At 66.7% G+C, this 12,002-nt stretch carries 9 protein-coding genes; 5 read left to right on the top strand and 4 right to left on the bottom strand.

Annotated features, from left to right (window positions below; all coding sequences use genetic code 11):
• Positions 1 to 73: 73 nt before the first annotated feature.
• A complete protein-coding gene (locus AC5JLE_RS06600) occupies positions 74 to 1,861 on the bottom strand; it encodes a monovalent cation:proton antiporter-2 (CPA2) family protein (RefSeq protein WP_032960599.1) in 1,788 nt (595 codons plus the stop codon).
• Between the two features lie 346 nt (positions 1,862 to 2,207).
• Here AC5JLE_RS06600 and mgtE point away from each other — a divergent pair, with 346 nt between their 5' ends.
• Together mgtE and AC5JLE_RS06590 are read left to right on the top strand one after the other, a co-directional pair.
• Positions 2,208 to 3,578 (top strand): magnesium transporter, encoded by a 1,371-nt coding sequence (gene mgtE, locus AC5JLE_RS06595; protein ID WP_014648829.1) that lies wholly within the window; start codon positions 2,208 to 2,210, stop codon positions 3,576 to 3,578.
• Between the two features lie 149 nt (positions 3,579 to 3,727).
• Positions 3,728 to 6,454 (top strand): bifunctional acetate--CoA ligase family protein/GNAT family N-acetyltransferase, encoded by a 2,727-nt coding sequence (locus AC5JLE_RS06590; protein ID WP_496065136.1) that lies wholly within the window; start codon positions 3,728 to 3,730, stop codon positions 6,452 to 6,454.
• An 82-nt stretch (positions 6,455 to 6,536) separates the two neighbouring features.
• Here the strand turns inward: AC5JLE_RS06590 and AC5JLE_RS06585 are convergent, their stop codons facing one another.
• Entirely contained in the window at positions 6,537 to 6,917 is a 381-nt protein-coding gene (locus AC5JLE_RS06585; protein ID WP_014648827.1) for a YbjQ family protein, read from the bottom strand.
• Positions 6,918 to 7,056: 139 nt separating this feature from the next.
• Between AC5JLE_RS06585 and AC5JLE_RS06580 the strand changes: the two genes are divergently transcribed.
• Positions 7,057 to 7,764 (top strand): alpha/beta fold hydrolase, encoded by a 708-nt coding sequence (locus AC5JLE_RS06580; RefSeq protein WP_046433177.1) that lies wholly within the window; start codon positions 7,057 to 7,059, stop codon positions 7,762 to 7,764.
• On the opposite strand, the gene AC5JLE_RS06575 is transcribed toward AC5JLE_RS06580, so the two are convergent.
• Positions 7,721 to 8,497, bottom strand: coding sequence for a YdcF family protein (locus AC5JLE_RS06575; protein WP_329856807.1), 777 nt, complete (start codon positions 8,495 to 8,497; stop codon positions 7,721 to 7,723). The genes AC5JLE_RS06580 and AC5JLE_RS06575 overlap by 44 nt on opposite strands.
• Positions 8,498 to 8,807: 310 nt before the next feature.
• Between AC5JLE_RS06575 and AC5JLE_RS06570 the strand changes: the two genes are divergently transcribed.
• Positions 8,808 to 9,212 (top strand): hypothetical protein, encoded by a 405-nt coding sequence (locus AC5JLE_RS06570; protein ID WP_164167279.1) that lies wholly within the window; start codon positions 8,808 to 8,810, stop codon positions 9,210 to 9,212.
• Between the two features lies 1 nt (position 9,213).
• Positions 9,214 to 10,947 carry an ATP-binding response regulator gene (locus AC5JLE_RS06565; protein ID WP_238381494.1) on the top strand — a complete coding sequence of 578 codons (1,734 nt, stop codon included), beginning with the start codon at positions 9,214 to 9,216 and terminating at the stop codon, positions 10,945 to 10,947.
• Between the two features lie 109 nt (positions 10,948 to 11,056).
• Here AC5JLE_RS06565 and dkgB read toward each other — a convergent pair whose 3' ends face one another.
• Positions 11,057 to 11,866 carry a 2,5-didehydrogluconate reductase DkgB gene (gene dkgB, locus AC5JLE_RS06560; protein WP_496065135.1) on the bottom strand — a complete coding sequence of 270 codons (810 nt, stop codon included), beginning with the start codon at positions 11,864 to 11,866 and terminating at the stop codon, positions 11,057 to 11,059.
• Positions 11,867 to 12,002 lie beyond the last annotated feature (136 nt).

Raw genomic sequence — 12,002 nt, 5'->3', positions numbered from 1 at the left:
AGACCTCCGGGATCCCGAGGCTGCCGGCCAGCGGCCGGCACTACCGGGTCCACCATCGATCGGGTGGGCGCCGTCAGCGCTCCTTGTCGCCGTCGCTTTCCGCGTCGGCCTCGAACAGATGCATCAGGTCGTTGCGTGCGTCGCGCGAGGTCTGGATCACCGCTGCCTCGTCGTCGTACACCAGATACTGGTCGCGCAGCAGCTGCTCATCGTGCTCGCGGAAGCGCTGCACATGGCGTTCGGCCACGTCCGGTGCCACGCCCAGCGCGGTCAGCACTCGCCCGCTCATCTCAAGGCTGGTGCCGAACACTTCGCGGAACGGCTCGGCCGACATGTCCATCAGGCGCCACGCATGCTGGCGGTTGCGCGCACGCGCCAGCACCGTCGCGTCCGGGTACAGCCGGCGCACCATGCGTACCGCGCGCAGGTTGGTCTCCGGGTCATCCACGGTGATCACGAACACATCGATGTGCTCGCCCCCCGCCGCACGCAGCATCTCCGGCCGGGTCGGATCGCCGTAGTACAGCTGGTTGCCGAAGCGGCGCAGGTCGGCAACGGTGTCCGGGTTCGCTTCCAGCGCCACGAACGGCACCTTCTGCGCGGTCAGCAGGCGCGCGATCACCTGGCCGAAGCGTCCCATGCCGGCGATCAGCACCTTGGGCCGGTTGTCCGGCGCCACCTTGTCGGCCTCGGCCGCCGCGCGTGGTGCGGCTTTTTCCTGGCCGAGCAGCTTGAGCAGCGCGATCATCAGCAGCGGCGTGATCGCCATCGACAGGCCGACGATCGCCACCAGCCGGTCGTGGTTGGCGTTGCCCAGCAGGTGCGCGCGCTGTGCCTCGTTGAATACCACGAAGGCAAACTCGCCGCCCAGCCACAGCACGCTGCCCAGCAGCAGCGATTGCCGCGAGCTGAGCCGGGCGACACGTCCAACCGCGTAGAGCAGGCTGAACTTGACCACCAGCAGGATGCCGACACCCGCGGCGATCAGCCACGGCTCGGCGGCGATGCGGTCCAGGTCGATGCCCATGCCCACTGCGATGAAAAACAGGCCCAGCAGCAGCCCCTTGAACGGTTCGATCTGCGCTTCCAGCTCATGCCGGAACTCCGAATCGGACAGCAGCACGCCGGCCAGGAACGCGCCGAGGCTGGGGCTGAGGCCGGCTTCCTGCATGAACCAGGCGGTGCCCAGCACCACCAGCAGGGCGGTGGCAGTGAATACTTCCGGGCTGCGGGTGCGCGCAATGATGCTGAACACCTTGCGCAGCACCGGTCGTCCGCACAGGATCACCACCGCCAGCGCACCCAGCGCCACGGCCGCATCTTCCCAGCGCAGGGTCTCGTTCTTCACTCCGCCCAGCAGGGGGATGGCCGCCAGCAGCGGGATCGCGATCAGGTCCTGGAACAGCAGGATGGCGAACCCGAGCCGGCCATGGTCGCTGTTGATCGCCTTGTGCTCGGACAGCAGCTGCAGGCCGACCGCGGTGGATGACAGCGCCAGCGCCACGCCGACCACCAGCGCGCTCTTCCACTGGAAGTGATCGAGCAGCAGCAGGCCGCCCAGCACCAGCCCGGACAACGCCACCTGCGCCGCGCCGGCGCCGAACACCGAGCGCCGCATCACCTTCAGGCGTGCCGGTGACAGCTCCAGGCCGATCACGAACAGCAGCATCACCACACCGATCTCGGCGGCACCGAGGATGCGGTCGGCGTCCTGCACGAAGCCCAGCCCGTCCGGGCCCAGCACCACGCCGGCCGCCAGGTAGCCCAGTACCGCGCCGAAGCCGAACTTCTTGAACACCGGCACGGCGATGACCGCCGCCAGCAGCAGCACCAGGGCCAGTTCCAGACCACCGCTATGCATGGGAATACCTGGTCATCGGGGGAGCCCGCTGTGCGTCCGTTCGGATGGGGGAGGGCGTGGCGAGCGCCACCACGACATTATGCGCGCCGGCCTGTGTATGCACGAGAACAACCGACCGGATGGGCGCCCAGCGCGGGGCGGCCAGGTTGACCTGCATGGCGCACGGGTCCAGACTGCCCGCCGCTGGCGGCGCGTCCGTTGGCATACGCATCCCGGAGTCCCCAACCCATGTCCAGCGACAGTAGAAGTCGACCTCGTTCGACGCCAGCGATGGCCACCGCCTGACACCGGGACGGTTTGCCTGCGTTGGCGTTGCGCGAGGTCGCATCCCCACAAGGCAAAACCGATGAACCAGAAGCAATTGCTGCGCCCGGTGGCCGATGCCGCCGCACTGGCCGCACCGCTGGCGAACTACAACACCGCCGACGCGGTGGAATTCCTCAACACGCTGGACCTGACCCGCGCCGCGGAAACGCTGGCTGCGCTGCCGTTGCCGCGTGCAGTGAAGATGCTCGAAGCGCCGGAGCTGCACCGCAGCGGTGAGCTGGTGGCCGCACTGCCACCCGCGCGGGCTGCGGCGCTGCTGGGCCTGATGGCCGACGACCGCGCCACCGACATCGTCCACGAGCTGGATGAGGAAGAGCGCGCGCGGTTGATCCCGCTGCTGGGCACCGACGCCCGCCAGGTCATCCAGAAGCTGCTCAGCTACCCGCCGAACACCGCCGGCGCACTGATGACCACCGAGTACGTGGCGGTGCCCGCCAGCTGGACCGTGGCGCAGACCCTGCAGCACATCCGCCAGGTCGAGCGCACCCGCGAGACGGTGTACGCGATCTACGTGCTGGAGCCGGCCAGCCAGCAGCTGCAGCAGGTGGTGACCATGCGCCGGCTGATCACCGGCCTGCCCGAGGAATCGATCCTGGACGTGGCCCAGGTCAATCCGCCGGTAACCGTGGATGCGCTGATGGACCAGGAAGAGGTGGCACGGCTGATCCGCCGCCACGACCTGCTGGCGATTCCGGTGGTCGACGCGCAGCAGCAGATGCTCGGCATCGTCACCGTGGACGACGTGCTCGATGCGCTGATCGAGGAATCCACCGAGGACGCGCACAAGTTCGGCGGCATGGAAGCGCTGGACAAGCCGTACATGCAGATCGGCTTCTTCGAGATGCTGCGCAAGCGCGCCGGCTGGCTGAGCGTGCTGTTCCTGGGCGAGATGCTGACGGCCAGCGCGATGCAGCACTACGAGGACGAACTGGCGCGCGCGGTGGTGCTGACCCTGTTCATCCCATTGATCATGAGTTCGGGTGGCAATTCCGGCTCGCAGGCCACCTCGCTGCTGATCCGCAGCCTGGCACTGCGCGAACTGCGCCTGCGCGACTGGTGGAAGGTGGCCCTGCGCGAAGTGCCGACCGGCATGGTGCTGGGCGCCATCCTCGGCTGCCTGGCCATCGTGCGCATCGTGATCTGGCAGCTGGGCGGCCTGCACGACTACGGCGAGCACTGGATCCTGCTGGCGATCACCATCGGCGCCGCGCTCGTCGGCATCGTCACCTTCGGTTCGCTGTCCGGCTCGATGCTGCCCTTCATCCTGAAGCGGCTCGGCTTCGACCCGGCCAGCGCCTCGGCCCCGTTCGTGGCCACCCTGGTGGATGTGACCGGCCTGGTGATCTACTTCAGCATCGCCGCGATGATCCTGCACGGCACGCTGCTGTAACAAAACGTGCACGCCGGGGTCGGATCCCTTCGCGCAGCGAAGGGCTCTGACCCCGGATATCCGCAGCAGGGGTCGGAGCCCTTTCCTGCGAAAAGGGATCCGACCCCGCCTCCGACCCCATCGCCACGGAATTTGGGTACCGTAGGCGCATGAGTACCTACCACCTGCAGTCCGTGTTCCGTCCGCAGTCGGTCGCGGTGATTGGCGGCAGCCCGCGCGAGCGTTCGGCCGGGCGCGCGGTGATGCGCAACCTGCGTGGCACCGGCTTCCCCGGCAAGGTGGCGTGGATCAATCCGCGGCATGCCGAGATCGATGGCATCCGCACGGTCAAGCGGCTGAAGGACCTGGACTGGGTGCCCGACCTGGTGGTGATCACCGCACCAGCGGCAATCGTGCCGCAGGTGGTGCGCACTGCCGCCGAACGTGGCGTGCAGGCGGCGATCATCCTCACCGCGCACCTGGGCGAAGGCCCCGGTTCGTTGTCTGCACAGGTAGAGGCGGTGGCGCGCAAGCATGGCCTGCGCATCCTCGGGCCGCATTGCCTGGGCGTGATCGCGCCGCACGCGCGGCTCAATGCCAGCATCGCCGCACATTTTCCGCAGGCGGGCGACCTCGCGCTGATCTCCGAATCCTCGGCCATTGCCGCCGCGCTGGTGGAATGGGGCGTGGCGCGCTCGGTCGGGTTCTCCGCCGTGGTCTCGCTGGGCGATACGATGGACGTCGACTTCGGCGACCTGCTCGACTACTTCGCCACCGACTACCGTACCCGCGCCATCCTGCTCTACGTCGAGCAGATCAAGGACGCGCGCAAGTTCATGTCGGCCGCGCGTGCCGCCGCCCGCGCCAAGCCGGTGGTGGTGGTGAAGTCCGGCCGCGCCGAGCGCGTGCAGCCGGGCAGCCGCGATACCCATGTGCAGGCCCTGGCCCGCGCCGATGATGTGTACGGTGCGGCCTTCAACCGCGCCGGGCTGCTGCGCGTCGGTGCGCTGGACGAGCTGTTCACCGCCGCCGAATCACTGGGGCGGCTGGGCACCTTCCCTGGCCGCCGCCTGGCCATTCTCAGCAATGGTGGCGGCGTCGGCCGCCTTGCCGTGGACCAGCTGATCGCGCTGCGTGGCACGCTGGCCACCCTGTCCGACAGCACGGTGCAGAAGCTCGATGCGGTATTGCCACAGGGCTGGTCGCGCAGCAATCCGGTCGACATCGTGGTCGACGCCGATGGTGACCGCTATGCCGCGGCCATCGAAGCGCTGCTGGCCGACAACGAGAATGACGCGGTGATGGTGGTCAACGTGCCGACCGCGTTCACCTCATCGGCGGACGCCGCGCAGGCACTCACCCGCACGCTTGGCCTGCGCCCACGCCACCACCGCGACAAGCCGGTGTTCGCGGTGTGGCTGGGCAACGACGACCAGGCCACCGCCACGCTCAACGCGGCGCGGGTGCCGACCTATCCGACCGAGGCCGAAGCCGTACGTGGCTTCCAGCATCTGGTGCGCTACCGCGAAGCGCAGAACGCGTTGATGGAAACGCCGCCCAGCCTGCCGCAGGACTTCAGCGTCGACACGACCGCCGCGCGCGCACTGGTCGATGCCGCGCTGGCCAACGGCCAGCAGTGGCTGGACCCGCTGGCTACGCATGAACTGCTCAAGGCCTACGGCATTCCCTCCGCGCCGGTGATGCATGCGCGTGATGCGCACGAGGCGATGGACCTGGCGCAGCCGCTGCTGGAACGCGGTGCCACGGTCGCGCTGAAGATTCTCTCGCCGGATATTCCGCACAAGTCGGAAGTGGATGGTGTGCGCCTGAACCTGTCCACGCTGCCGGCGGTGCAGAGCGCGGCCAACGCGATCCTGTCGCGCGCACGCCAGCTGCGGCCGGATGCGCGTGTCGATGGCCTGCTGGTGCAGCCGACCATCGTGCGTCCGAAGGCGCGCGAGTTGATTGTCGGCATCGCCGATGACGCGACGTTCGGCCCGGTGATCGTGGTCGGTCGCGGCGGCACTGCCGTCGAAGTGATCAACGACAAGGCACTGGCGCTGCCGCCGCTGGACCTGCGCCTGGCCCACGAGCTGATTGGCCAGACCCGCGCCTCGCGCATCCTCAAGGCCTACGGTGACGTGCCGGCGGCTGACGAGCGCGCACTGGCGCTGGCGCTGGTGAAGCTTGCACAACTGGCCGCCGACATTCCCGAAGTGCGTACGCTGGACATCAACCCGTTGCTGGTCGACGGCAAGGGCATCCTCGCCCTCGACGCCCGCGTGGCGGTGGCGCCGTCGCGCATCCTGCACAAGGGCCGCGGCCATCCACGTTTCTCGGTGTTCCCGTACCCGAAGGAGTGGGAGCGCACCATCGAACTGTCCGATGGCGGCCGCGCCTTCGTGCGCCCGGTGCGGCCGGAGGACGACGCGCTGTTCCGTGCGTTCTTCGCCCGCGTCAGCGACGAGGACCTGCGCCTGCGCTTCTTCCAGTCGGTGAAGCACTTCAGCCACGAGTTCATCGCGCGCCTGACCCAGCTCGACTACGCGCGCTCGATTGCGCTGGTGGCGATCGAACCGCGCAGCGGCGAGATGCTGGGCGCGGTGCGCCTGCATGCCGATGCGGATTACCACCGTGGCGAGTACGGCATCCTGATCCGCTCGGACCTGAAGGGCCACGGCATCGGCTGGCGGCTGATGGCGATCATGATCGAGTACGCCAAGTGGCTGGGCCTGGACGTGGTCGAAGGCCAGGTGCTGCGCGAGAACAGCACCATGCTGGCGATGTGCCAGAGCTTGGGCTTCAAGACGAAGCTGGACCCGGACGACCCGACGGTGATGATGGTGACCCTGCCGGTGCAGCAGGTCGAGGTACCCGACGTCCCGCCGGTGGCCTGATTCCTGTAGAGCCGAGCCCACGCTCGGCTGCCTTGCATCACACGGGCACGCCTGAGCCGGGCATGGGCTTGGCTCTACAGCTTCAACGCATCGGCTCCACCACCACCGCCGTGCCATAGCACAGCACTTCGGTCAGCCCGGTCATCACATCGGTGGCGTCGTAGCGCATGCCGATGATCGCGTTGGCACCCAGCTGCCGCGCATGCTTGACCATGTCGCGGTAGGTTTCCTCGCGGGCCTGTTCGCACAGTTCGGTATAGATGGTGATGTTGCCACCGAAGAGCGTCTGGATACCGCCGAGGAAGTTGCCGACGATCGAGCGCGAGCGCACGGTGATGCCGCGCACCACACCGAGGTTGCGCACGACGCGGTGCCCAGGCAGCTCGAAGGCGGTGGTGACCAGCGCATCATCGAAGCGGAGCGCGGGTGGGGTGGGGGTGCCGCTGTTGTAGGGGTCTGCCATGGTCGCGTCCGTATCGCCGCCTTCTGTAGAGTCGAGCCATGCTCGACGGGCTGTGCAGTAGTCGAGCATGGCGCGACTCTACAACGCAACCGCCTGTTGCGGCATGGTTCCGTCACCGTGCTGGCGCGACAATACCCCCATGACCGACCGTATTCCCCTGCTGCTGCTGCCCGGCCTGCTCAACGATGCCGAGCTGTGGCGCGCGCAGCTGGCCGACCTGGCCGACATCGCCGACTGCACAGTAGGCGACCAGACCCGTGGCGAGACCCTGCAGGCGGTGGCCGAGGACGTGCTCGCACAGGCACCGGAGCGCTTTGCGCTGGCCGGTTTCTCATTGGGCGGCTTCGTCGCCCAGCAGATCCTGCGCATTGCGCCGGAGCGCGTGCTGCAGCTGGCGCTGATCGATACCTCGATCCACGCCGATTCACCGGAACGTGCCGAGCAGCGCCGCAGCCAACGCGCCAGCGTGCGCCTGCCGGGGAAGTTCCACGGCTTCGGCGATGTGCTGATGCGCAGCTACATCGATGCGTCGCGGCTGGATGACTACGTGCTGGTGCAGCGCGTGCGCGACATGACCGCCCGCCTGGGCGCGGACGTGTTCCTGCGCCAGAGCGCGCTGGAACGCCGCGATGGCCATGATGTGCTGGCCGGTTACCGCGATCCGCTGCTGATCGTGTGCGGCGCGAACGATCGCATCACGCCGCTGGCGGTGAGCGAGGAAATGCACGCGATGGTGCCGCACTCGCAGCTGGTGGTGGTGCCTGACTGCGGGCACCTGGCACCGATGGAGAAACCGGACGAGGTCAGTGCGGCGATGCGTGGGTGGTTGCTGCAGGCGCGACACTGACCGGCTCGATGGGGGCGTCGTTCCAGCCCATCCGGTTGTAGAGGTGGTAGCGCAGAACGCCGATACGCTCATGCAACATCACTTCGACCAGCAATAGATTGAATGTGGAGGGCAGCCACCCCGGGGTGGCACGGAGGCGGTCGCTGGGCAGGCCCTCGGCCACGACGCCGAAGTGTCGGAAGTAGATCAGGCTCCGCGTGAGATGCAGGCCCGAGGTCACCAGCACCACCCGCGGGCTGTTGCGCCCGATGATCGCACTGCTGTTTCGGGCGTTCTGCCAGGTGTTCCTGCTGGCACGCTCGCGGACAATCCTCTCGGTGGGCACGCCCAGCGCAATCAGTTCGCGTGCGTAGACATCGGCCTCAGCGACATCGCCCTTGGCAGTGACGCCTCCGCTGGCAAGCACCGTACAGACCTCCCGCGTGCGATCGCATTCGTGGTAACGCTGTGCTGCCCTCATCAGGCGGCTGTAACCGGCCAGCCCGGGCCTGGAGCCCTGGGCATCGTGGTCGATGCCGGCACCCAGCACTACGATCACAGTACGTGGATGGTGCGCATGTTCAGTGACAGAAGGGGTGCCCTGCGCGCGATCCAGCAACCATTGCGTGACCGGGGCGCTGGCACTGGCTGCCATGGCCAGCGGAAGCGTCGCCAGAAACGCAGCACTGTGCAGACGGCGTTTCCAGACCAGCACGCTGCATGAAAGCAGCAGGAGAAGTGTCAGTGTCAGCATGGTGGTCCATGAGGAAAGTTTGAAAGAATTCCGATGGCGTAGCGCATTCGTTGCCTACATGCTGGATGCCATGGATCTGAAGCGACTGTCACTCCCGGCCCGATGTGCTGCCATCGTAGGCGGAATCATGCTCGCGGTGGCTGCAGGGCATCTGCTGGGTGGCTGCTTTCCGCAGTTCTTCGTACAGATCCATCAGCGGATGCAATAGCTCGCGGGTCCTGCATGCTGACGCCTGAGGTCTCCAGTCAGGCGTAACAGGACGCTGGAATACATCCGTTCAGGTGTTAAATGCGACAGATGGAGGAAGGCGATGCAAAGCTTGAAGTCCCGGTTTGGGCTGAACGCAGGTCCACACGCCATGGACCGGCCTGAGCTTGGGGAACGCTCGATGCTAGGTCTCATTGCGGCAACGTCGCCCCACCAGCTGCCTTCATTCACCGCAGCGTTGGACGCGGCGATATCGCAGTGGATGAGCAAGGCGAAGGACGAATGCTTCGGTGGCTTGGAGCAGGAGCTGGCGCGTCTGCATGCCTTGAAGAGCGTGACCTCGGCGTTGGGCAGCGCCGAGGTAACGCTGGCCTGCGACGCATTGAGTGACTGTCTCCGCTCGGGTACAGAAGCGTACGCTGTGCGGCGGCGGGCATGCGCGTTGGCACTGTCCGCGCAGCGTCTTCTGCATCGTGCGACGACGTATTTCCGGATGGAAGGAGGCTGACGTGCACCAGCCCCGTGTGTGCTCGCAGGCTTCCGCACCGGCAGCATTGCTGCAGGCAGCCCGTGCGCTGGAGATGCACCGCCTGGCCTGGCTTCTGTCGTGCCTTCAGGAGCCACGCGCCAGCGGGTTCCGGGTCCTGCTGCAGGTACTGGTGGTGCTGTGGTGCTGGCAGTGGGTGGATGGCCCGCAGCCGGTTCTGGCCAATGAGGCGGCCCGCGTGCTGCCGGTGGCCGTTGCACTGCTCGCGGTATCCGGGACATGGGCACTTGTTGCAAGGCTCTGCATGGAGCGCTGCCACCGCTGGTGCGATGGGGTAGGCCTTCTGCTCAGCCTGGCAATGGTTGCGATCCAGGTGGACGCGGCGTTCATCCTGCTGATGACGCTCAATGCAGCCCTGCCTTTCCTCGTGATCTCCGCGACCGCGGTGTATGGCCGCAGGGCAATTGCTCCCGCGATTGCATCGACTGCGCTGGCATTGCTGTGGGCCGCGCCTGAAGGCTACTGGGTCTCTCGGCCCGCCTACCTCGCCTACGCGCTGGCATTGACGATCCTGTTGCCGCTGGTAGCGGCGTTGCTGGTAGCCGCGATGCGTGACATAGCGCTGCGTGCCATTGCTTCGCGTGAGGCGCAGGGCCGATTCGTCAGTACGATGAGCCACGAGCTGCGGACGCCGCTGAACGCCATCATCAGTGGGATCCAGCTGCTGGAAGTGGGGACGGCAAGTACGGCCCAACGGCATGCACTGGCGACGGTCGCAACGCAGGCGCAGGCGCTCAGGCACCGCATCGATGATGTACTGGACGCAGCCAGCATCGATGGTGGCCGGCTGCAGTTGCGGCTTCATCCTTGTTCGCTGCGGTCGATCATTGAAAGCGTGCAGGCGACCTGCATGCCGGCTGCCGCCGACAAGGGCGTACTTCTGCAGCTGGATGGGAGTGAGCCCGATGTCTGGATGCTGGCAGACGGCGGCCGTATCGAACAGGTGGTGACCAATCTTGTCTGCAATGCCATCAAGTTCACCCCGATGGCGGGCGAGGTGTCGGTATCCATCGTTGCGGTCCGATCGGGTGACGACTGGCAGGTTCAGATCGAGGTCTGCGATTCCGGCACGGGGATCGAAGCCGCGGACCTGGAGATGATCTTCTCGCCGTTCGTACAGCTCAGCCAAGGTGAGGCACGCTGCGAGCAGGGTGTCGGGCTGGGGCTGTACATCGTGCGGCTGATTTCCGATGCCATGGGTGGGACGATCAGCGTGAGCCGCAATGAAGCAGGCGGTGCCTCATTCGCGTGGCGCTTCACGGTGGCCTCAACCACGGAGGTGGACCCTCTTCCTTCCCTTGAAGAACTTCTTCAGTCACACGCAGCGTCGGTGCGACCGCTGCACTGCCTGCTGTTCGAGGACGTGGAAACCAACCGTGACGTGGTAGAGCGCCTGCTGCAGAGCGCCGGTCATCGCCTCAGCTCCCGCCACGATGGTCACGACGCGCGCGCAGTAATCGCGGCAGTCGAGCCTGATGTGGTGCTGCTGGATCTGCACATGCCCGGCTGCAGCGGATGGGAGGTGCTGGAGTCGCTAGCCAGGGACCCCGGCGCGCCACCGGTTCTTGTAATGAGCGCGGATACGCGGGTACAGGTGATTGAAAGAGCCCGCGCGCTGGGAGCTGCCGGTTTTCTATGCAAGCCACTGGACATCCACGACGTGCTGGATATGTTGCGCGGTGTTGCCGAGCGCTGACCGTCCGGCAGGTGCCGACCTTGGTCGGCACGGTGTTTCATCGATCGATCAGACGTCTGCGCCGACCAAGGTCGGCGTCTACCAGAGCAGTCGCGCGCCGTCGTTGGAATCAATCCCAGGCCGGGGCGATGCCTTCCGGGTTGGCCAGGCGATGGCCGCGGTCGAGCTTGGCGATCTGTGCCATGTCTTCGTCGGTCAGGCGGATCGCTGCCGCTTCCAGGTTGCTCGCCAGGTTCTCGCGCTTGGTCGAGGACGGAATGACCGAGAAACCCTGCTGCAGCGCCCAGGCCAGCGCGACCTGCGCCGGCGTGGCCTGGTGGCGTCCGGCAATGGCCTGGATCACCGGGTCCTTGATCACCTCGCCGTAGGCCAGGCTCATGTAGGCGGTGATGTGGATGCCGTTGTCCTGCAGGAACTTCACCAGCAGGCGATTCTGCAGGTAGGGGTGGATTTCGATCTGGTTGGTGGCAATGGCACCGGCGCCGAGGATGCCGATCGCCTTGCGGGTCTGCGCGATGGTGAAGTTGGAGATGCCGATCTCGCGGGTCAGGCCCTGCGCCTTGGCTTCAGCCAGTGCGGCCAGGTACTCCTCCATCGGCACGTCGACCTTGTCGTTCGGCGATGGCCAGTGGATCAGCGCCAGGTCGACGTACTCGGTTCGCAGCTTTTCCAGGCTGGTGCGCAGGCTGGCCAGCAGCGCATCGCGCTTGAACGCGGTGATCCAGACCTTGGTGGTCAGGTAGATGTCGTCGCGCGGCACGCCGGAATCGGCGATGGCCTGGCCGACCTCGGCTTCGTTGCCGTAGATCTGCGCGGTATCGATGGCGCGGTAGCCGACCACCAGCGCGTTGCGCACGGAGTCGATCACGGTCTGGTCTTTCAGGCGGAAGGTGCCGAGACCGAAGGCGGGGACAGTCATGGGGGCTCCAGCAGAGGGGGAGGGAGGCGGGAATGTCCACGAAAGGGTAGGCCAGCGGCCGTGTGCATGCCGGCAACGGTGCATTGCATCGACGTGTACGACGGCAGGTAGTGGTGGGTGCGGACCGTTGGTCCGC

The organism is Stenotrophomonas sp., from assembly GCF_059505245.1.
The sequence above is the reverse complement of the archived record's forward strand: the minus strand, read 5'-3'. Positions and strand labels throughout refer to the sequence as shown.